We start from the raw sequence: 21432 nt of genomic DNA, 5'->3' as shown, positions 1-21432 counted from the left end.
TCAGAAAATATGGTACAATTTTCCTAGTTTCTGAAAACAAAAATTAATTGAGGTGGATGTTTTGTCTAACAAAAAAGTCGCTGGTACTATTATGCTGAACCTAAATGATGGTTCGAAAAAGTTTCTTGTTCATCCAGTAGGTGAGTCAATGGCGTTTGTTACAACAAAAGTTTCTGAAGATATGACAGGATTAGCGAGTATGTTGCAAGTTTTCAAAGAAGAGGTTCAACTAGATGTTACTTCAATTAATTTGGTCGAGTTGACAAATGCACATACAGATGCTGAAAATATGCCTTTATTTGTATTTGAAATGAATGAAGATCTTGTAGTTCCTACTATTGATAATAGATATGTGTGGGAAAAACCATCTGAATTAAAAAATTTATTAGCTTCTTATGATATTCAGGGAGTACCGATGTTTTAAAACAAAAGCAAATACATAAAAATAAGAGGCTTATACTGCTAGTTACCTTTTATTCAAATGTTACGGAACAAAACGAAATTATAGTTTTGTTCTGTTTTTTTACTATTAATTAGGAGAGTACGACTATGGAATTAAGAAAAGCAACGATTGAAGAGACTGAAACTGCAATGTTTTTATTGAAAGAAAGTGCTGACTGGCTTAAATCAATCAGAAGCAATCAGTGGTCAGACGTTTTACAAGGGGAAGATAAGCATGGATTAGCAGATGCAGTAGCAAGAGAAGAAGTTTTTTTCTTCTATAATAGTAAGAATCATTTAGTTGGAATGGTTGCTGCATGGAAAAATCCTACAGAGTGGGATAGACTACTGTGGAAAACTGTTGGATTTAATAAGGAAGCTTGTTACTTACATCGTGTGATCATTCGTCCATCATATAGAGGAAAATCTTATGGGACAGAGTTACTTAGCGCATTAAAATTGGAATTCAGTGGTGAAGTATCAGAGTTGCGCTTGGATTGTTTAGCTAGTAATCAAAAGCTAAAACAGTTTTATGAGAAAAATGGCTTTACAAATAGTGGAAGTTCAAGTGATTCAAATGGGAATCTATTCGAACTATTTCTGTTTGAACTAACAAATCAATCGTAATTAGGCAGAATTTTAGTAAGATTGACAAATTTTAATAGTCTTTTTATTCTAAAGCCGAAAATATAACGAATGATAGTAAAAAACGAAAAAAACCTTTTATAATTCTTTCAAAAAAAGGTTGACCAATAAAGAAAAACTTGTTATATTATATCTTGTCGCAAGGCACCGAGGAAACACGCCAAACGATGAAGATAATATAACAGCTTAAGTTTGAAAAAAACTTTTGCAATCAGTAAAATAGTTGTTGACAAGCAGCTGCGTACCTGATAAACTAGTGAAGTTGTCGCAAGAAACAAAGACAAGTGAACGAAAATAGAATAACAATTCGAGTTTGAAAAAACTTGAAAAATCAGCGAGAAAGTTGTTGACAAATAACAAGTAACCTGATAAACTAATGAAGTTGTCACGAAACAGTTGATAACATCAAGCAGAAAAAAAACTTTGAAACTTTTTTTGAAAAAGTGTTGACATCAAATCGAGGATTTGATATGATATAAAAGTTGCTGCGAGGTAACACGGTAGACCTTTGAAAACTGAACAAAGTAAGACGAACCAAATGTGTAGGTTGTTTTTACAACGGTAAAAACAAACAACAATTTATAACAAGCAAGCAATATGCTAGCAACCAAATGAGCTTATCGATCGCAAGATCGTGTTCAACTTTTATTATGAGAGTTTGATCCTGGCTCAGGACGAACGCTGGCGGCGTGCCTAATACATGCAAGTCGAACGCTTCTTTTCTACCGAGTGCTTGCACTCATTTGAAAAGAGGAGTGGCGGACGGGTGAGTAACACGTGGGTAACCTACCCATCAGAGGGGGATAACACTTGGAAACAGGTGCTAATACCGCATAACAGTCGACACCGCATGGTGTTGATTTGAAAGACGCTTTCGGGTGTCACTGATGGATGGACCCGCGGTGCATTAGCTAGTTGGTGAGGTAACGGCTCACCAAGGCCATGATGCATAGCCGACCTGAGAGGGTGATCGGCCACACTGGGACTGAGACACGGCCCAGACTCCTACGGGAGGCAGCAGTAGGGAATCTTCGGCAATGGACGAAAGTCTGACCGAGCAACGCCGCGTGAGTGAAGAAGGTTTTCGGATCGTAAAACTCTGTTGTTAGAGAAGAATAAGTAGGAGAGTAACTGCTCTTACCTTGACGGTATCTAACCAGAAAGCCACGGCTAACTACGTGCCAGCAGCCGCGGTAATACGTAGGTGGCAAGCGTTGTCCGGATTTATTGGGCGTAAAGCGAGCGCAGGCGGTTTCTTAAGTCTGATGTGAAAGCCCCCGGCTCAACCGGGGAGGGTCATTGGAAACTGGGAGACTTGAGTGCAGAAGAGGAGAGTGGAATTCCATGTGTAGCGGTGAAATGCGTAGATATATGGAGGAACACCAGTGGCGAAGGCGACTCTCTGGTCTGTAACTGACGCTGAGGCTCGAAAGCGTGGGGAGCAAACAGGATTAGATACCCTGGTAGTCCACGCCGTAAACGATGAGTGCTAAGTGTTGGAGGGTTTCCGCCCTTCAGTGCTGCAGCTAACGCATTAAGCACTCCGCCTGGGGAGTACGACCGCAAGGTTGAAACTCAAAGGAATTGACGGGGGCCCGCACAAGCGGTGGAGCATGTGGTTTAATTCGAAGCAACGCGAAGAACCTTACCAGGTCTTGACATCCTTTGACCGCTTGAGAGATCAAGTCTTCCCTTCGGGGACAAAGTGACAGGTGGTGCATGGTTGTCGTCAGCTCGTGTCGTGAGATGTTGGGTTAAGTCCCGCAACGAGCGCAACCCTTATTGTTAGTTGCCATCATTCAGTTGGGCACTCTAGCGAGACTGCCGGTGACAAACCGGAGGAAGGTGGGGATGACGTCAAATCATCATGCCCCTTATGACCTGGGCTACACACGTGCTACAATGGGAAGTACAACGAGTCGCTAGGCCGCGAGGTCATGCAAATCTCTTAAAGCTTCTCTCAGTTCGGATTGTAGGCTGCAACTCGCCTACATGAAGCCGGAATCGCTAGTAATCGCGGATCAGCACGCCGCGGTGAATACGTTCCCGGGCCTTGTACACACCGCCCGTCACACCACGAAAGTTTGTAACACCCGAAGTCGGTGAGGTAACCCTTGTGGAGCCAGCCGCCTAAGGTGGGATAGATGATTGGGGTGAAGTCGTAACAAGGTAGCCGTATCGGAAGGTGCGGCTGGATCACCTCCTTTCTAAGGAATATTACGGAAACTTACACATTCGTCGCTACTTTGTTCAGTTTTGAGAGGTTTACTCTCAAGTAAATAGGTATTAAGGGGCCTTAGCTCAGCTGGGAGAGCGCCTGCTTTGCACGCAGGAGGTCAGCGGTTCGATCCCGCTAGGCTCCATTAGTAACCAATGGGTTACTAAGTATTGTTCATTGAAAACTGGATATTGAAGTAAAAAAGTAATCAAAATAAACCGAGAACACCGCGTTGAATGAGTTTTTTAAGTAAAATAGTTCGAATGCTTATTTTATTGGTCACGCCTCTATCGCTAGAGAAACGAACCAAACAAAACCGATCGTAAGATCGTAAGGTTAAGTGAATAAGGGCGCACGGTGGATGCCTTGGCATTAGGAGCCGATGAAGGACGGGACTAACACCGATATGCTTTGGGGAGCTGTAAGTGAGCTATGATCCAGAGATTTCCGAATGGGGAAACCCAGCATCTTTTATAGGATGTTACTATTCAGTGAATACATAGCTGGATAGAGGTAGACGCAGAGAACTGAAACATCTAAGTACCTGCAGGAAGAGAAAGAAAATTCGATTCCCTGAGTAGCGGCGAGCGAAACGGGAAGAGCCCAAACCAACAAGCTTGCTTGTTGGGGTTGTAGGACTCCGTTGTGGTAGTCTGTCAAGATAGTCGAAGAACCTGGAAAGGTTCGCCAAAGTGGGTAATAGCCCCGTAGACGAAATGTTGGCAACACCTAGGAGGATCCTGAGTACGGCGGAACACGAGAAATTCCGTCGGAATCCGCGGGGACCATCCCGCAAGGCTAAATACTCCCTAATGACCGATAGTGAACCAGTACCGTGAGGGAAAGGTGAAAAGCACCCCGGAAGGGGAGTGAAATAGATCCTGAAACCGTGTGCCTACAACAAGTCAAAGCCCGTTAATGGGTGATGGCGTGCCTTTTGTAGAATGAACCGGCGAGTTACGATTGCATGCGAGGTTAAGGTGAAGAGCCGGAGCCGCAGCGAAAGCGAGTCTGAATAGGGCGAATGAGTATGTAGTCGTAGACCCGAAACCATGTGATCTACCCATGGCCAGGTTGAAGGTGTGGTAAAACGCACTGGAGGACCGAACCCACGTACGTTGAAAAGTGCGGGGATGAGCTGTGGGTAGCGGAGAAATTCCAAACGAACTTGGAGATAGCTGGTTCTCTCCGAAATAGCTTTAGGGCTAGCCTCGGAATTAAGAATGATGGAGGTAGAGCACTGTTTGGACTAGGGGCCCATCTCGGGTTACCGAATTCAGATAAACTCCGAATGCCATTCATTTATATCCGGGAGTCAGACTGCGAGTGATAAGATCCGTAGTCGAAAGGGAAACAGCCCAGACCACCAGCTAAGGTCCCAAAATAACTATTAAGTGGAAAAGGATGTGGGGTTGCACAGACAACTAGGATGTTGGCTCAGAAGCAGCCACCATTTAAAGAGTGCGTAATAGCTCACTAGTCGAGTGACCCTGCGCCGAAAATGTACCGGGGCTAAATAGTTTACCGAAGCTGTGGATTACACCTCTGGTGTAATGGTAGGAGAGCGTTCTAAGGGCGTTGAAGGTCGATCGTGAGGACGGCTGGAGCGCTTAGAAGTGAGAATGCCGGTATGAGTAGCGAAAGACGGGTGAGAATCCCGTCCACCGTATGACTAAGGTTTCCTGGGGAAGGCTCGTCCGCCCAGGGTTAGTCGGGACCTAAGCCGAGGCCGATAGGCGTAGGCGATGGACAACAGGTTGATATTCCTGTACCAGTTGTTTTTGTTTGAGCAATGGAGGGACGCAGGAGGCTAAGGAATGCATGCGACTGGAAGTGCATGTCCAAGCAGTAAGTCTTGAGTAGAGTCAAATGCTTTACTCTTTACGGACAAGCTGTGATGGGGAGGGAAATAATAGTACCGAAGTTCCTGATGTCACACTGTCAAGAAAAGCTTCTAGTGAGAAAACAACTGCCCGTACCGTAAACCGACACAGGTAGTCGAGGAGAGTATCCTAAGGTGAGCGAGCGAACTCTCGTTAAGGAACTCGGCAAAATGACCCCGTAACTTCGGGAGAAGGGGTGCTGACTTCGGTCAGCCGCAGTGAATAGGCCCAAGCGACTGTTTATCAAAAACACAGGTCTCTGCAAAATCGAAAGATGAAGTATAGGGGCTGACGCCTGCCCGGTGCTGGAAGGTTAAGAGGATGGGTTAGCTTCGGCGAAGCTCAGAATTGAAGCCCCAGTAAACGGCGGCCGTAACTATAACGGTCCTAAGGTAGCGAAATTCCTTGTCGGGTAAGTTCCGACCCGCACGAAAGGCGTAACGATTTGGGCACTGTCTCAACGAGAGACTCGGTGAAATTTTAGTACCTGTGAAGATGCAGGTTACCCGCGACAGGACGGAAAGACCCCATGGAGCTTTACTGTAGCTTGATATTGAGTGTTTGTACCACATGTACAGGATAGGTAGGAGCCGATGAATCCGGAACGCTAGTTTCGGAGGAGGCGCTGGTGGGATACTACCCTTGTGTTATGAACCCTCTAACCCGCACCACTTATCGTGGTGGGAGACAGTGTCAGGTGGGCAGTTTGACTGGGGCGGTCGCCTCCTAAAAGGTAACGGAGGCGCCCAAAGGTTCCCTCAGAATGGTTGGAAATCATTCGCAGAGTGTAAAGGCAGAAGGGAGCTTGACTGCGAGACTTACAAGTCGAGCAGGGACGAAAGTCGGGCTTAGTGATCCGGTGGTTCCGCATGGAAGGGCCATCGCTCAACGGATAAAAGCTACCCTGGGGATAACAGGCTTATCTCCCCCAAGAGTCCACATCGACGGGGAGGTTTGGCACCTCGATGTCGGCTCGTCGCATCCTGGGGCTGTAGTCGGTCCCAAGGGTTGGGCTGTTCGCCCATTAAAGCGGCACGCGAGCTGGGTTCAGAACGTCGTGAGACAGTTCGGTCCCTATCCGTCGCGGGCGTTGGAAATTTGAGAGGAGCTGTCCTTAGTACGAGAGGACCGGGATGGACTTACCGCTGGTGTACCAGTTGTTCTGCCAAGGGCATTGCTGGGTAGCTATGTAGGGAAGGGATAAACGCTGAAAGCATCTAAGTGTGAAGCCCACCTCAAGATGAGATTTCCCATTTCTTTAAGAAAGTAAGACCCCTGAGAGATGATCAGGTAGATAGGTTGGAAGTGGAAGTGCAGTGATGTACGGAGCGGACCAATACTAATCGGTCGAGGACTTAACCAAAGAAACGAAATAAAAAAGTATTTTCGGAATGTTTGATTACTACTTCAATCCAGTTTTGAGTGAATAATCACTCAACTTAATAGTAACAACACCCAGTGTGGTGGCGATAGCGAGAAGGATACACCTGTTCCCATGCCGAACACAGAAGTTAAGCTTCTTAGCGCCGATTGTAGTGAAGGGTTTCCCTTTGTGAGAGTAGGACGTTGCCACGCTAGTTGTTATTCCGGCATAGCTCAGTTGGTAGTAGCGCATGACTGTTAATCATGATGTCGTAGGTTCGAGTCCTACTGCCGGAGTAAAAGAACGAAAACTGAATAGGTTTTCGTTCTTTTTCATTTTTTATTAGTAAAATAAACTTTATTATTTGATAGAAACATCAAAAGATGAAATAATGATAATAACTAGTAAAATTGATTATCTTCATCTAACAGTTTTGTCATGTGAAGCATCTATTTTGTGGAATAATGGCTTTCTGATGCAGTTTTTTGATATAATACTTGTAAGCTGATGGAACTAGGACTTTAGTTTGAGTGAGGTCTCTTTAACCTGTGTTATAATGATTTAAAGATGTTAGGAGGGGCAGCGTGAAGGTTTTATTATATTTTGAAGGTGAAAAAATATTAGCGAAGTCAGGAATAGGACGAGCGTTAGACCATCAGAAACGAGCTCTCTCTGAAGTGGGGATAGAGTATACACTTGATTCAGATTGCACTGATTATGATATTTTACATATTAATACCTATGGGATCAACAGTCACAATATGGTAAATAAAGCAAAAAAAATGGGTAAAAAAGTTATTTATCACGCCCACTCAACAGAGGAAGATTTTAGAAACTCATTTATTGGATCCAATCAAATTTCTCCTCTAGTAAAAAAATATCTGGTAAGTCTATACTCAAAAGCAGACTATTTGATTACACCTACGCCATATTCGAAAGATTTATTAGAAGGGTACGGAATAACTGTACCAATTGTTTCTATTTCAAATGGTATTGACTTAGATCGATTTAAACATTCTGTAGATAAAGAAGAAAAGTTTCGAGAGTATTTTAATATCAAGACAGAACAAAAAGTAATTATTTGTGTTGGTTTATACTTTGAACGAAAAGGAATTATTGATTTTGTTGAATTAGCCGAAAAGTTTCCTGAATATCGTTTTATCTGGTTTGGACATACACCTATGTATTCGATTCCTAAGGCAATCCGGACAATAGTAAAAGATGAGCATCCTGAAAATGTTGAGTTTCCGGGTTATATTAAAGGAGATATTATTGAGGGTGCATACTCAGCTGCTGATTTGTTTTTCTTCCCTTCCTATGAAGAAACAGAAGGAATTGTGATACTAGAAGCTTTAGCTAGTAAACAACAAGTTTTAGTCAGAGATATTCCAGTGTACCAAGGATGGCTCGTAGATAAAGAGAATTGCTACATGGGAAAAAATAATAAGGAATTTACTCGTTTGATTGAAGAGCTTGTTGAAAAGAAGATACCAGATACAAGCCTAGCAGGCTATAATGTGGCAAAAGAGAAAAGCATTGAGCACATTGGACATGAGCTAAAAGATGTTTATGAAAAAGTACTAAAAAATGAAAGTATTCAAAATAAAGAACAAATACAGCAGAAAAATTAGAATCAGTGGAGGTGAAAAAAAGTGAAATTTGGTTTCTTTACAGATACATATTTCCCTCAAGTTAGTGGGGTTGCAACATCTATCAAGACACTTAAAGAGGAATTGGAACAAAAAGGTCATGAAGTTTATATTTTTACAACGACTGATCCAAATGCTAAAGAGTTTGAAGAAGATGTTATCCGAATGCCTAGCGTTCCATTTGTATCATTTAAAGATCGGCGAATTGTTGTACGCGGCATGTGGTATGCTTATTTAATAGCAAAAGAGCTAGAATTGGATTTGATCCACACTCATACGGAATTTGGAGCTGGTCTACTAGGTAAGATGGTAGGAAAAAAACTTAAAATACCTGTTATTCATACATATCATACAATGTATGAAGACTATCTACATTATATTGCTAAAGGGAAAGTAGTACGTCCAACACACGTGAAATATTTTTCTCGCTTCTTTGCGAATCATACTACTGGTGTGGTTTGTCCAAGTGAACGAGTGATCGATAAATTAAAAGAATATGGCGTAACATCTCCAATGAGAATTATTCCAACTGGAATTGATATTAAAAAATTTGAAAGACCAGATATTACAACAAAAATGAAGCAAGAACTTCGTGAAGAACTAGGTCTAAATGATGATAATATTATGTTACTATCTTTAAGTCGGATTTCATACGAGAAAAATATTCAAGCTGTTGTTTGTGGCTTGCCAACTATTTTTGAACGTTTTCCCAATGCACGTTTTGTCATTGTGGGCGATGGTCCATATGTCGAAAAACTTCGTTGTCTAGGCGAAGAGCTAGGTATTGGAGATAAAATCCAATTTATTGGCGAAGTTCCTAACGATCAGGTTGCTATCTATTACAAAGCTGCTGACTATTTCGTCAGTGCTTCAACTTCAGAGACACAAGGATTGACATACACTGAAGCGATGGCTTCTGGTGTCCCATGTGTGGTTGAAGGAAATGCTTATTTAAATCATTTATTCGATCATGAGAGCTTGGGCCGAACGTTTAAAACAGATGCGGATTTTGCACAAACATTTATTGAATATGTTGAGGCTGGAATTGAACCAGATGAAGCAATTTTACAGGATAAGCTGTATGAAATATCTGCAACTCGATTTGGCAATGTAATGCTTGAATTCTATGAAGATATGATCAACTATTATGACCAGCGAACTATAGAAAAAGAGGCTGCTGCATCTATTGAACGTATTAAAGTGAAATTTACGTCATTAAGAAAATAAAATATCAAAACTTCTCCTCTTGGTTTATACTAAGAAGAGAAGTTTTTTCTTTATAAAAACCATTAGGAGGGACATAGGTATGCCACAAATAGGATTTATTGGAACTGGTGTCATGGGTGAGGCAATCATCAGAAATATGATAAAACAAGGTTTAAATGTAAATGTATATAATAGGACGAAAAGTAAGACTGACGAATTAGTAAAAGAAGGAGCTGTTTGGCAAGATTCTCCTGCTGAAATTACTGCGAGCAGTGATATTATTTTTACGATGGTCGGGTTTCCTAAAGATGTTGAGTCAATCTACTTTGCAGAGAAGGGGATTTTTTCAACAAAGATTACTGGTAAGATAATTGTTGACTTAACTACTAGTACCCCAACATTAGCGCAAAAAATTGCTATAAAGGCGAATCAACTTGGAGGTGCAGCATTAGATGCTCCAGTTTCGGGAGGAGATTTAGGCGCTAAAAATGGAACCTTAACAATCATGGTTGGTGGTGATCAAATAATTTATGATCAAGTATTACCAATTTTTAAAACCTTTGGGACAACAGTTACACTTCACGGCACATCTGGTAAGGGACAACATACTAAAATGGCAAATCAGATCATGATTGCAGGCACAATGACAGGTATGACTGAAATGCTCGTTTATGCGGATAAATCGGGGTTGGATTTAAATAAAGTGATTGAGACACTATCTGGAGGTAGCGCAGCAAACTGGTCATTAAGCAACTATAGTCCGAGAATTTTAAAAGAAAACTATTCTCCTGGTTTTTTTGTAAAGCATTTTATCAAAGATTTAAAAATTGCCTTAGATGAAGCTGAGAAAATGGGCCTTACTTTACCCGCTACTAAACTAGCAGCAGAACTATACGAAAAGCTTGCTGCTAAAGGCTTTGAGGATGATGGGACACAAGCGTTGATCAAACTTTGGTGGACAGATGGAAAACAACCAAACGTCAAAAATTAAAGAACAGCAAAAAAATTAAAAAAAATGACGAAAAATCATGCAAGAATGACAATGTTTTGATACAATGATACAGAACTAGTTTTTAAAGGGAGGCCCATTTATGAAACATTCACAACTTGTGGCGATTATCAAGCGACTTGAAGCGATGACTGAAGCAACAGACAACGAAATTCAAGTTCGTCGTTTTGAACGTGAAGGTGCAGAAAAATGCATCGTAAACTATGATAAATCAACTGAAACATTTGAGTTAACAGAAACTGATTCACAACAAAGTTATCAATTTGATAATATTGATATTGTTGCGATGGAAATTTATGATTTAATTCAATAATTAAAAATTTCAGTCTGAATTTAACAAAATCAATAAAATAATCAAAAATCCTGTGGCGTACATTTTTGTACGCCACAGGATTTTTTTACAACTATTTGACAGGGAAGAACAATCTAATTTTAGTAGGATTTACGAAGAAATAATGGTAAAAACTGCTTATAAGCTACAGTAAGTTACTATAATAAGAAATTTTAAAATCAAAAAATGTGTTTGTTTATTAAATTATCAAAAATAGTTTGATTCTCAAATTAAAAATAAATGATGATAAAGCATATGAAAAAGTGCCAAATATCAATGTAAACTAAATTGAAGAATCCATTTTTTAATAAAAATGGGTGGATAAAATTGATTTCTTGATTAAGAAAAATTAAAAATCTACTATTTTACTTGCAATATTTTTTTATTTGCGATATAGTTTGAACATCAAATGATTTGATAATCAAAGTATATGGATGGTGTACACAAATGGAACCTAATTTAGAAACAGTCAATGATTATCTTGTCAGCGTCTTTAATGACATTTTGACGATCGAAGAATCCGAGCTGAAAAAATCACAATTTAAGGACTTATCCATTACTGAAATGCACACAATTGAAGCGATTGGGATGTATAAGAAAAAAACTTCTTCTGAAGTTGCCAAAGAATTGTCGATCACTGTAGGAACTTTGACAGTTGCAATCAATAACCTCGTGAAAAAGGGATATGTTGAACGTATAAGAAGCGAAGATGATCGTCGGGTAGTCAAGTTAGGTTTGACCAAAAAAGGAAAATTACTTTTTCGTGTTCATCAGCACTTCCATAGAGAAATGGTCAAGAGAATTTTAAACGAAATGGATAAAGCAGAAGAAAAAGCTTTATTAAAAGCATTGAAGAATCTTCATGATTTCTTAAAGGAATATAAATAAAAAGTGAGGACCAAGATGAACCAACATGCAAAAATAACTTGTACGAGCCGATATGTTCCTGAGAATGCCGTATCAAATCATCAGCTTTCGACGATGATGGATACATCTGATGAATGGATCTCAAGTCGGACTGGTATACGATCAAGAAATATTGTCATCAATGAAAATACTTCTGATTTATGTATTAAAGTAGCTGAAAAGTTACTAGAAAAATCTGGGAGAAAAGCACAAGATATTGATTTCATTCTAGTAGCAACCATGACACCAGATTATGGAACACCTTCTGTTGCTTGTCTTGTTCAAGGCAAAATCTCAGCGACAAATGCATTTGCTTTTGATATCAGTGCTGCTTGCAGTGGATTTGTCTATGCATTAAGTATGGGCGAAAAGTTGATTCGTACAGGTAAAAAATTAGGAATGATCATTGGTGGTGAAACACTTTCTAAAGTTCTTGATTGGAATGATCGTAGTACAGCTGTATTATTCGGTGATGGCGCGGCGGGTGTTTTACTAGAAGCAAGCGACGAAGAGCATTTTATCAGTGAAAAACTACAGTCTGATGGTCAAAGAGGAAAGTCGCTAACTTCAGGTTATATAGAAAATCAAAGTCCCTTTTATACAGGAACTGCTGAAAGCTCCGGCTATTTACAAATGGCAGGTAGGGATATCTATGATTTTTCACTAAATGATGTGACAAATAATATTCGAGCAATCGTGGAAGAGGATGTAGATTATTTACTATTACATCAAGCAAATAAGCGAATCATCGAAAAGATATCAAAAAAACTCAATGTTCCAAGGGAAAAGTTTCTCACAAATATGGAACATAATGGTAATACCTCAGCTGCAAGTATCCCGTTATTACTAGACGAATCAGTTGAGAGTGGAGTGCTTCAATTAGGCTCCAAACAAAAAATTGTGTTAACAGGCTATGGCGGTGGATTAACTTGGGGTTCAATCCTCATGACGCTGTAAAACTGTAACTATATAAATTAAAAAAAGAAAATTATTGGAGGAATATACACATGGTATTCGAAAAAATTCAAGCAATTATTGTAGAAGAATTAGGTAAAGAACCTGAGGAAGTAAAATTAACAACAAACATTCAAGAAGAATTAGATGCAGACAGTTTAGATTTATTCCAAATCATCAATGAAATCGAAGATGCTTTTGATATCAAGATCGAATCAGAAGATGGTATTACTACTGTTCAAGATTTAGTAACATACGTAGAAAAACAAAAAGCATAACATTTAAGGCGATTAGGTAAAATAGAAGTTGGATGAGCAAGGCTCGGTGCGATTCTCAACAATTGCTAAAGACCTTGCATTATTCACACCGCTCGTTGGAATTCAAAAGGCTGGTACTAAACTTATAGGGTTTTGTTCCAGCTCTTTTTTGATTAATTATTCTATAATTTAAAGGATGTAATATATGCAGTCAAAGATATGTGAGCTAATTGGAATCCAATACCCAATTTTCCAAGGAGGAATGGCTTGGATTGCAGATGCTTCTCTAGCTGGAGCCGTTTCTGAGGCTGGTGGGCTTGGAATTATTGCAGGTGGTAACGCACCAAAAGAAGTTGTTCAAGCTGAAATCAAAAAAATCAAAGAAATAACAAATAAGCCTTTTGCGGTCAATATTATGCTGCTTTCACCATTTGCACAAGACATTGTAGATTTAGTTTGTGAAGAACGGGTGCCAGTCGTTACAACAGGAGCAGGTAATCCAAGCAAGTATATGGCTCGTTTTAAAGAACATAATATTAAAGTAATTCCAGTAATTCCTTCGGTTGCGCTTGGTGCTCGTATGGAAAAAATAGGCGCAGATGCAGTGGTTGTTGAAGGAATGGAAGCTGGAGGACATATTGGTAAATTGACAACGATGAGTCTGGTACCACAAGTTGTAGATGCACTGACCATTCCAGTGATAGCGGCAGGAGGCATTGGGGACGGACGAGGTATGGCTGCGGCATTGATGTTAGGTGCAGACGCAGTCCAAGTTGGCACACGTTTTCTAGTTGCAAAAGAATGTACTGTACACGAAAATTATAAGGCTAGAATCATCAAAGCGAGAGATGTCGATACGACTGTAACATGTCAGCATTTTGGACACCCAGTGCGGACAATCAAAAATAAATTGACTAATGAATACGATCGTTTAGAAAAGATAGAATTAAGAAAAGATGAACCTGATCTTGTAAAATTTGATAAATTAGGTCAAGGTGCCTTACGTAAAGCTGTTGTTGAAGGGGATATACATCACGGATCAATCATGGCTGGTCAAATTGCAGGACTTATAAAAAAAGAAGAAACAGCAAAAGAAATTATTGAATCATATATTATTGAAACAAAAGAAGTGATGGCGGCAAGATGTGGCCAATGGATCTAACTGGATCTATTTGTGGATTATTAGTATTGACAAAAAAGATAAAAATTAATTGTGACAAAGAACATCACAGTTAATTTTTCCTATTTTCAGTCAGAGCTGAGTGAGCCCATTCAGCTTTTAATGTATCTAGCTTCGCAGGCTAGCCTTTCGGAAAAAAGATAAAACTTGAATGAGGTAAAAAGCACCTCAATCATGTTTCCCTATTTTTCATTCAAGGCTAAACGAGCCTGCTACGCTTTTAATGTAAAGGAGTAAAGTAATGAAAACAGCTTTTGTATTTAGTGGACAAGGGGCTCAATATATTGGAATGGGCCAGGAATTATTTGATCAAGAAGAAATTGTTCAAGAAACATTTAAAGAAGCAAGTGAAGCTTTAGGTTACGATATGGTAGAGCTTTGCTTTTCTGAAAATGATCGATTAAATGAAACTATGTATACACAACCAGCAATTCTAACAGTAAGTATTGCTTTTTATCGCCTGTTACAAGCGAGAGGATATCAGCCAGATGTAGTAGCTGGACTTAGTCTTGGTGAATATAGCGCACTCGTTGCCAGTGGCGCGATCTCATTTAAAGAAGCTGTTCAATTAGTTGCCAAGAGAGGAAAATATATGGCAGAAGCAGCACCCTCTGGAACAGGGAAAATGGTTGCAGTGATGAATGCGGATCGTTCATTGATCGAAGAGTGTTGTCAAAAAGCTAGTGATCTTGGCATTGTATCACCAGCTAACTATAATACACCACAACAAATCGTGATCGGTGGAGAAATACCTGCCGTTGATAAAGCAGTGGAGTTATTGACAGAAGCTGGTGTTAAACGCATGGTTCCATTAAAAGTCAGTGGTCCTTTTCACACTGCCTTGCTGAAATCAGCATCAGAACAATTAGCTAAGGAATTAGAAAAAATAAATTTTGCAGAAATGACGATTCCTGTAATTAGTAATACTACAGCACAAATAATGGAGCAAGCAGAGATCAAAGGATTATTAGAAAAACAAATTATGTCTGCTGTTCGTTTTGCTGACAGTATTGAAACGATTAAAAAAATGAATGTTGATGTCATTATAGAAGTGGGACCAGGAAAAACGTTGACTGGTTTTATTAAGAAGATCGATAAAGAAATCCAAACGGCTCGTGTTGAAGATGAAAAAACGTTATCTGATGCTCAAGCTTTGTTGGACAGGAGGTAACGAATGGATTTAAGAGGGAAAAATGTTTTTGTAACTGGAAGTACACGTGGAATCGGAAAAGCTGTTGCTTTTGCCTTTGCACAAGAAGGAGCTAATATTGCCTTGAATGGGCGTAGCGAAATCAGTGCGGAGCTTATTGCAGAGGTAGAGTCTTTAGGAGTTAAATGCATCGGTGTTTCTGGTGATATTGCAGATTTTGAAGCAGCAGGAGCGATGATCCAAACAGTCGTTGATGGGTTAGGATCAATCGATGTTTTAATTAATAATGCAGGAATCACTAATGATAAATTACTATTGAGAATGTCAGAAGAAGATTTTACACGTTGCATTCAAATCAATTTAACGGGAACCTTTAATATGACACAACATACGGTTAAGAAAATGATGAAACAACGTAGTGGAAGTATCATCAATATGTCGAGTGTTGTAGGGCTGATGGGGAATATTGGTCAAGCCAATTATGCTGCAAGTAAGGCAGGAGTGATTGGCTTAACTAAGTCGGTGGCAAGAGAAGTTGCGGCACGCGGTATTACCTGTAATGCTATTGCACCAGGCTTTATTGAAACTGAAATGACAGAAGTTTTATCCGATAAAGTAAAAGAACAGATGAGTCAACAAATTCCATTGCAATCATTTGGACACGTAGAAGATGTTGCAAATGCAGCTATCTTTTTAGCGAAAAGTCCTTATATAACAGGACAAGTTTTAAATGTAGACGGTGGCTTAGTCATGAATGGCTAATGAATAAGTTTGAAAGGAGCGATTGAATGAATCGCGTAGTGATCACAGGTTATGGTGTAGCATCTCCAATTGGGAATGATGCTGAAACCTTTTTAGAAAGTTTACAAACAGGGAAAAACGGAATTGGACCGATTACAAAATTCGATGCCGATGAAACAGGTATTACGTTAGCAGCTGAAGTGAAAGATTTTCCATTCGATAAATATTTTGCTAAAAAAGATGCCAAAAGAATGGATTTATTTTCTCTTTTTGGTATCTATGCAGCGTTAGAAGCGTTGGAGATGAGTAAGCTAGATACTGATCAAATCGATGTGGATCGTTTTGGTGTTATGGTGGGGTCTGGAATTGGAGGACTTCAAACGATTCAAGACCAAGTGATCCGAATGCGTGAAAAAGGTCCTAAAAGAGTCGCTCCTTTATTTATACCGATGTCAATCGGGAACATGGCAGCTGGCAATATAGCTTTACGTGTAGGAGCTAGAGGGATTTGTACAGCGACGGTCACTGCATGTGCTACGGCGAATAATTCGATTGGTGAAGCGTTTAGAAATATCAAACATGGCTATTCAGATGTTTTGTTAGCTGGGGGAACAGAAGCATCGATAACTGAAATTGGGATCGCTGGTTTTGCGTCTTTAACAGCTGTGACATCCGAAGAAAATCCAAATAGAGGATCGATTCCTTTTGATAAAGATCGTAGTGGGTTTGTAATGGGTGAAGGCGCTGGGATTTTAGTTCTTGAATCTTTAGAACATGCACAAAATAGAGGGGCTAAAATTTTAGGTGAAATCATTGGTTATGGTACAAACTGTGATGCGTATCATATGACTTCACCAAGACCGGATGGTAGTGGCGCGGCTAAAGCCATGAAATTGGCAATCGACGAAGCAGCGATTGAGCCAGCTAAAGTAGGTTATATTAATGCTCACGGAACTAGTACGCCTTCAAATGATGTGGCAGAAACCAAAGCAATCCAAACTGCATTGGGTGAAGCTGCTAAAAATGTTCGTGTCAGCAGTACGAAAAGTATGACTGGACATGCATTGGGAGCAACTGGGGGAATCGAAGCTATCGCAACATTGAATGCATTACAACATCAATTTATTCCACCAACGATCAATATAGAGAACCTTGATGAAGCTATCGAAATAAATATTGTGACAAATGAAAGTCAAAAACATGACTTTGACTACGCATTGACAAATTCTTTTGGCTTTGGTGGTCATAATGCAGTACTTTGTTTAAAACGTTGGGAGGATTAAGATGAATATCAATGAAGTCAAAGAATTATTAACACAGTTTGACCAATCGACACTAACAGAATTTGATCTTAAAGAAGGTTCTTTTGGCCTTTATATGAATAAAAATAAAGTAACACAAAAAACACCTGGTGAAGTAAAACAAGTTGCGGATAACAATGTAACCAGTCAAGGGACAGTAGAAGTTACTAGCCAAACTGTCGAAGTAAAAGAACCAATAAATGAAACAATAACATCAGAAACGAAACCAGAAAACACAGAAGAAATCATTTCTCCAATCGTTGGCGTTGTCTATTTAAAACCTGCACCAGATAAAGAAAATTTCAAGCAAGTTGGTGACTCGGTGAAAAAAGGTGATGTTGTTTGTATCGTTGAGGCAATGAAACTTATGAATGAAATCACTGCATCGGTCGATGGTGTAATTACTGAAGTATTGATACAAAATGAAGATGTTGTTGAATTTAATCAACCATTGTTCCGTGTATCAAAAGGAGTGTAAGCTATGAAAATGACTATTCAAGAAATCAAAGAAGTCATTCCACATCGTTATCCTTTCTTATTGTTGGATACAGTTGAAGAAATCGTTGTTGGAGAAAAAGTTATTGCAAAGAAAAATGTTACAATTAATGAACCTTTTTTTCAAGGTCACTTTCCGGGAGAACCTGTGATGCCAGGCGTTTTGATTTTGGAAGCACTAGCCCAAGCAGGTGCTGTAGCATTATTAGCGATGCCGGATTTTAAAGGCAAGACAGCCTACTTTGGTGGGATCGATAAAGCCAAATTTAGACAAAAAGTTGTTCCAGGTGATACTTTGATGTTAGAAGTAGAAATTATGAAAGTAAAATCAATAGCCGGCATCGGCAAAGGAACTGCAACTGTGAATGGGAAAAAAGTAGCGGAAGCAGAATTGACCTTTATGATTGGATAGGTGAGCTATGTTTTCAAAAGTTTTAATTGCAAATAGAGGAGAAATTGCTGTTCGAATCATTCGAGCATGTCGTGAATTAGGAGTGCAAACTGTAGCAGTTTATTCCGAAGCAGATAAAGAAGCACTGCACACACAGCTTGCAGATGAAGCAATCTGTATTGGACCAGCGAAAGCTGCTGATTCTTATTTAAATGTTCAAAGCGTATTAAGCGCGGCGATTGTAACAAATGCTGAAGCAATTCATCCAGGTTTTGGATTTTTATCAGAAAATAGTCAGTTCGCAGCAATGTGCGAAGAGTGTAATATTACTTTTATTGGCCCAAAAGCTGCAACGATCGATGCGATGGGAAATAAAATCAATGCCCGAGAATTGATGCAAAAAGCGAATGTGCCAGTTATTCCTGGAAGCACGGGTGTAATCAATTCGGTTGAAGAAGCTTTGACGATTGCAGCGGACATCGGTTATCCCGTTATGCTAAAGGCTGCCGCTGGCGGCGGCGGTAAAGGGATCCGTAAAGTGTTGAGCAAAGAAGAATTACCACAGCATTTTACCTCAGCACAACAAGAAGCTAAAGCTGCTTTTGGTAATGACGATATGTATCTGGAAAAAATTATTTACCCAGCACGACATATTGAAGTGCAGATTTTAGGCGATCAATATGGTCATGTGATTCATTTGGGCGAACGTGATTGTTCTTTACAAAGAAATAATCAAAAAGTGTTAGAAGAATCACCATCAATTGCAATTTCACCTGAAAAACGTCAATTATTAGGTGAAACAGCTGTTCGAGCAGCCAAAGCTGTTCAATATGAGAATGCTGGAACAATCGAATTTTTGATGGATAAATCTGGTGAATTTTATTTTATGGAAATGAATACTCGAATTCAAGTTGAGCATCCTGTGACAGAAATGGTTACAGGGATCGATCTTGTTAAAGCCCAATTAAAAATTGCTTCTGGGGAAGAGTTACCTTATATCCAAGAAGATATTACGATTACGGGGCATGCGATTGAATGTCGAATCAATGCGGAAAACCCAGCATTTAACTTTGCTCCTTCTCCAGGGAAAATCAAAAACTTGCTACTTCCAAGTGGCGGTATGGGCTTAAGAGTAGACAGTGCCATGTATTCTGGCTATACGATTCCGCCTTTTTATGATTCAATGATCGCTAAGGTGATCGTTCATGGGGAAGATCGCATGGATGCTTTGATGAAGATGCAACGGGCGTTACATGAGATTGTGACAGATGGAATTATCACAAATGCAGAATTTCAGTTAGATTTGATCACTCATAAAAACGTACTAGCTGGTGATTACGATACAAGCTTTTTACAAGAAACATTTTTACCAAATTGGGAACCAGAAAGCGATAATTAAAAAGGAGCAGGTGTATGGCTTTATTTAAAAAGAAAAACTACATTCGAATCAATCCGAATCGCGCGGGCGACCAATCTGCTGTAAACAAACCTACAGTTCCAGATAATATGTGGGCTAAATGTCCTTGTTGCAAACGTACGCTCTATACAAAAGATATGGGGGCAGAAAAAGTCTGTCCTTATTGTGGTTATAGTTTTAGAATCGGTGCGTGGGAACGACTTGCCTTGACAGTCGACGAAAAAAGTTTTGAAGAATGGGACACAGACTTAATTACAAAAGATCCGTTGACCTTTCCAGGTTATTTAGATAAAATCGCGATAATGCAGGAAAAAACAGAACTTCATGAAGCTGTTTTAACTGGTAAAGCTAAAATCGATGGTCAAGAAATCGGGATTGGGGTAATGGATGCTAATTTTATCATGGGTAGTATGGGGACAGTCGTAGGCGAAAAAATTACCCGTTTGTTTGAACGTGCAACTGAACAACGCTTACCTGTAATTATTTTTACCGCATCAGGTGGAGCAAGAATGCAAGAGGGGATTTTTTCTCTGATGCAGATGGCAAAAATCTCAGGTGCGCTAAAACGTCATAGCAATTTGGGCTTATTTTATATCACAGTACTGACTGATCCAACAACCGGTGGTGTTACGGCTAGTTTTGCTATGGATGGTGATGTTATTTTAGCTGAACCGCAAAGTTTGATTGGTTTTGCTGGACGACGCGTGATCGAACAAACCATTCGTCAAGAATTACCAGATGATTTTCAAAAAGCCGAGTTTTTATTAGATCATGGATTTGTTGATAAGATTGTTCCTAGAAATCAATTGCAGGAAACACTTAGTAAACTAATAAAAGTTCATACGATGAAAGGGTGGAAATAGCGATGGAAAAAACAGCCAATGATATTGTCACCCTAGCTAGAGCGCAAGATCGCTATACGTCATTAGAATATATTGCGGCAGTCTTTGATGATTTCATAGAATTCCATGGTGATCGTTACTTTGGCGATGACTTGGCTGTTGTCGGTGGTGTTGCAACGTTAGAAGACAAGCCGGTGACGGTCGTTGGAATTCAAAAAGGTCGCAATTTACCGGAAAATATTGAACGGAATTTTGGCGCACCCCATCCTGAGGGATATCGTAAAGCCTTACGTTTAATGAAACAAGCTGAAAAATTCGGCCGACCAGTGGTTACGTTTATCAATACAGCAGGCGCTTATTGTGGGATTGAAGCAGAAGAGCGTGGTGAAGGTGAGGCAATTGCTAGAAATCTAATAGAAATGTCTGATTTAAGTGTGCCGATCATTGCAATTATTATCGGTGAAGGTGGCAGTGGCGGTGCATTAGCACTCGCGGTGGCTGATGAAGTTTGGATGTTAGAACACACGATCTACGCAGTGCTCTCTCCAGAAGGATTTGCTTCAATTCTTTGGAAAGATGGAAGTCGAGCTAAAGAAGCAGCTGAGTTAATGAAGATCACAGCCACAGAATTAAAAGAATTAACGATCATTGATCGAGTGATCCCAGAAGAAATGAACGGTGAAGTATTAGAACAACCCAAAATCAATCGAATGATTCAAAAAGCACTTATTAGTAAGTTTACTGAACTTTCTCAATTAGAAACGGATGTGCTGTTGGAAAATCGCTATCAGCGTTTTCGTAAATATTGATTTGAAGATATAAAAAAGAGGCTGGGACAGAAGCGTTTAATCCGGAGAAATAAGAAGGAATTCATGAAAATTGCCAAGAATCACAGTGAGTTTACGAACTGATGATGATTGGTACCTACTTGGTGCTCTCCAAATTTTTGTGACCGGGTAGGTATTGTGCAACATCAACTCGTTCCTCGTTGTGTTTTACAGCAATTTCGGCTTATTTCCGAAGCCTTCAAATCTTAGTGCTTTAGCACTTAGA

At 39.7% G+C, this 21432-nt stretch carries 18 protein-coding genes, 2 tRNA genes and 3 rRNA genes; all 23 read left to right on the top strand.

What is annotated here, in order from left to right:
- Positions 1-52: 52 nt before the first annotated feature.
- The 23 genes from A5866_RS07315 to A5866_RS07205 all read left to right on the top strand — a co-directional run bounded on the left by A5866_RS07315 (position 53) and on the right by A5866_RS07205 (position 21188).
- A complete protein-coding gene (locus tag A5866_RS07315; protein WP_176271402.1) occupies positions 53-424 on the top strand; it encodes a hypothetical protein in 372 nt (123 codons plus the stop codon).
- 125 nt (positions 425-549) lie between these two features.
- On the top strand, positions 550-1068 hold the full coding sequence (locus tag A5866_RS07310; RefSeq protein WP_086278656.1) for a GNAT family N-acetyltransferase: 519 nt from the start codon (positions 550-552) through the stop codon (positions 1066-1068).
- Positions 1069-1732: 664 nt separating this feature from the next.
- Positions 1733-3293, top strand: a 16S ribosomal RNA gene (locus A5866_RS07305).
- An 83-nt stretch (positions 3294-3376) separates the two neighbouring features.
- Positions 3377-3449 (top strand) — tRNA-Ala (locus A5866_RS07300).
- Between the two features lie 189 nt (positions 3450-3638).
- Positions 3639-6550: ribosomal RNA gene (locus tag A5866_RS07295) — 23S ribosomal RNA — on the top strand.
- Positions 6551-6646: 96 nt separating this feature from the next.
- Positions 6647-6762 (top strand): 5S ribosomal RNA (rrf, locus tag A5866_RS07290).
- The 16S, 23S and 5S rRNA genes sit together here with 2 tRNA genes alongside, the layout of an rRNA operon.
- Positions 6763-6772: 10 nt before the next feature.
- Positions 6773-6846, top strand: a tRNA-Asn gene (locus A5866_RS07285).
- Between the two features lie 288 nt (positions 6847-7134).
- The gene (locus A5866_RS07280; protein WP_086278651.1) at positions 7135-8181 is read left to right on the top strand and encodes a glycosyltransferase; all 1047 of its coding nucleotides are present in this window, start codon (positions 7135-7137) and stop codon (positions 8179-8181) included.
- A gap of 21 nt (positions 8182-8202) precedes the next feature.
- Complete coding sequence (locus tag A5866_RS07275; protein WP_086278652.1) at positions 8203-9426, top strand: glycosyltransferase family 4 protein; 1224 nt, start codon at positions 8203-8205, stop codon at positions 9424-9426.
- Between the two features lie 79 nt (positions 9427-9505).
- Positions 9506-10396, top strand: a complete 891-nt coding sequence (locus tag A5866_RS07270; protein WP_086443945.1) for an NAD(P)-dependent oxidoreductase — start codon at positions 9506-9508, stop codon at positions 10394-10396.
- A gap of 100 nt (positions 10397-10496) precedes the next feature.
- Entirely contained in the window at positions 10497-10727 is a 231-nt protein-coding gene (locus A5866_RS07265; protein WP_010773374.1) for a YkuJ family protein, read from the top strand.
- A 465-nt stretch (positions 10728-11192) separates the two neighbouring features.
- Positions 11193-11633 carry a MarR family winged helix-turn-helix transcriptional regulator gene (locus A5866_RS07260; protein ID WP_086278657.1) on the top strand — a complete coding sequence of 147 codons (441 nt, stop codon included), beginning with the start codon at positions 11193-11195 and terminating at the stop codon, positions 11631-11633.
- Positions 11634-11648: 15 nt separating this feature from the next.
- On the top strand, positions 11649-12608 hold the full coding sequence (locus A5866_RS07255; RefSeq protein ID WP_086278658.1) for a beta-ketoacyl-ACP synthase III: 960 nt from the start codon (positions 11649-11651) through the stop codon (positions 12606-12608).
- A gap of 50 nt (positions 12609-12658) precedes the next feature.
- Entirely contained in the window at positions 12659-12883 is a 225-nt protein-coding gene (locus tag A5866_RS07250; RefSeq protein WP_010760445.1) for an acyl carrier protein, read from the top strand.
- 184 nt (positions 12884-13067) lie between these two features.
- Entirely contained in the window at positions 13068-14024 is a 957-nt protein-coding gene (gene fabK, locus A5866_RS07245; RefSeq protein ID WP_086278659.1) for an enoyl-[acyl-carrier-protein] reductase FabK, read from the top strand.
- 259 nt (positions 14025-14283) lie between these two features.
- Positions 14284-15213 carry an ACP S-malonyltransferase gene (fabD, locus tag A5866_RS07240; RefSeq protein WP_086443946.1) on the top strand — a complete coding sequence of 310 codons (930 nt, stop codon included), beginning with the start codon at positions 14284-14286 and terminating at the stop codon, positions 15211-15213.
- Between the two features lie 3 nt (positions 15214-15216).
- Positions 15217-15954, top strand: a complete 738-nt coding sequence (gene fabG / locus A5866_RS07235; RefSeq protein ID WP_086443947.1) for a 3-oxoacyl-[acyl-carrier-protein] reductase — start codon at positions 15217-15219, stop codon at positions 15952-15954.
- A gap of 26 nt (positions 15955-15980) precedes the next feature.
- Positions 15981-17216 carry a beta-ketoacyl-ACP synthase II gene (gene fabF, locus A5866_RS07230; protein WP_086443948.1) on the top strand — a complete coding sequence of 412 codons (1236 nt, stop codon included), beginning with the start codon at positions 15981-15983 and terminating at the stop codon, positions 17214-17216.
- A 1-nt stretch (position 17217) separates the two neighbouring features.
- Positions 17218-17712: an acetyl-CoA carboxylase biotin carboxyl carrier protein gene (gene accB, locus A5866_RS07225; RefSeq protein WP_086443949.1), complete on the top strand. Its 495-nt coding sequence runs from the start codon at positions 17218-17220 to the stop codon at positions 17710-17712.
- Positions 17713-17721: 9 nt separating this feature from the next.
- Positions 17722-18141 (top strand): 3-hydroxyacyl-ACP dehydratase FabZ, encoded by a 420-nt coding sequence (gene fabZ, locus A5866_RS07220; protein WP_176271463.1) that lies wholly within the window; start codon positions 17722-17724, stop codon positions 18139-18141.
- Positions 18142-18148: 7 nt separating this feature from the next.
- A complete protein-coding gene (locus A5866_RS07215; RefSeq protein WP_086443950.1) occupies positions 18149-19519 on the top strand; it encodes an acetyl-CoA carboxylase biotin carboxylase subunit in 1371 nt (456 codons plus the stop codon).
- A 14-nt stretch (positions 19520-19533) separates the two neighbouring features.
- Positions 19534-20400 carry an acetyl-CoA carboxylase, carboxyltransferase subunit beta gene (gene accD, locus A5866_RS07210; protein ID WP_086443951.1) on the top strand — a complete coding sequence of 289 codons (867 nt, stop codon included), beginning with the start codon at positions 19534-19536 and terminating at the stop codon, positions 20398-20400.
- Positions 20401-20402: 2 nt separating this feature from the next.
- Positions 20403-21188 (top strand): acetyl-CoA carboxylase carboxyl transferase subunit alpha, encoded by a 786-nt coding sequence (locus A5866_RS07205; RefSeq protein WP_086278667.1) that lies wholly within the window; start codon positions 20403-20405, stop codon positions 21186-21188.
- The last annotated feature ends 244 nt before the right edge of the window (positions 21189-21432 follow it).

It is taken from the genome of Enterococcus sp. 12C11_DIV0727 (assembly GCF_002148425.2).
GTDB lineage: Bacteria > Bacillota > Bacilli > Lactobacillales > Enterococcaceae > Enterococcus_L > Enterococcus_L lemimoniae.
The sequence above is the reverse complement of the archived record's forward strand: the minus strand, read 5'-3'. Positions and strand labels throughout refer to the sequence as shown.

Bases quoted from the DNA above. Each gene is read 5' to 3' on its own strand.
- A5866_RS07310 (WP_086278656.1), top strand. From the start codon at position 550: ATGGAATTAAGAAAAGCAACGATTGAAGAGACTGAAACTGCAATGTTT.
- A5866_RS07270 (WP_086443945.1), top strand. From the start codon at position 9,506: ATGCCACAAATAGGATTTATTGGAACTGGTGTCATGGGTGAGGCAATC.
- A5866_RS07265 (WP_010773374.1), top strand. From the start codon at position 10,497: ATGAAACATTCACAACTTGTGGCGATTATCAAGCGACTTGAAGCGATG.
- A5866_RS07260 (WP_086278657.1), top strand. From the start codon at position 11,193: ATGGAACCTAATTTAGAAACAGTCAATGATTATCTTGTCAGCGTCTTT.
- A5866_RS07255 (WP_086278658.1), top strand. From the start codon at position 11,649: ATGAACCAACATGCAAAAATAACTTGTACGAGCCGATATGTTCCTGAG.
- A5866_RS07250 (WP_010760445.1), top strand. From the start codon at position 12,659: ATGGTATTCGAAAAAATTCAAGCAATTATTGTAGAAGAATTAGGTAAA.
- fabK (WP_086278659.1), top strand. From the start codon at position 13,068: ATGCAGTCAAAGATATGTGAGCTAATTGGAATCCAATACCCAATTTTC.
- fabD (WP_086443946.1), top strand. From the start codon at position 14,284: ATGAAAACAGCTTTTGTATTTAGTGGACAAGGGGCTCAATATATTGGA.
- fabG (WP_086443947.1), top strand. From the start codon at position 15,217: ATGGATTTAAGAGGGAAAAATGTTTTTGTAACTGGAAGTACACGTGGA.
- fabF (WP_086443948.1), top strand. From the start codon at position 15,981: ATGAATCGCGTAGTGATCACAGGTTATGGTGTAGCATCTCCAATTGGG.
- accB (WP_086443949.1), top strand. From the start codon at position 17,218: ATGAATATCAATGAAGTCAAAGAATTATTAACACAGTTTGACCAATCG.
- fabZ (WP_176271463.1), top strand. From the start codon at position 17,722: ATGACTATTCAAGAAATCAAAGAAGTCATTCCACATCGTTATCCTTTC.
- A5866_RS07215 (WP_086443950.1), top strand. From the start codon at position 18,149: ATGTTTTCAAAAGTTTTAATTGCAAATAGAGGAGAAATTGCTGTTCGA.
- accD (WP_086443951.1), top strand. From the start codon at position 19,534: ATGGCTTTATTTAAAAAGAAAAACTACATTCGAATCAATCCGAATCGC.
- A5866_RS07205 (WP_086278667.1), top strand. From the start codon at position 20,403: ATGGAAAAAACAGCCAATGATATTGTCACCCTAGCTAGAGCGCAAGAT.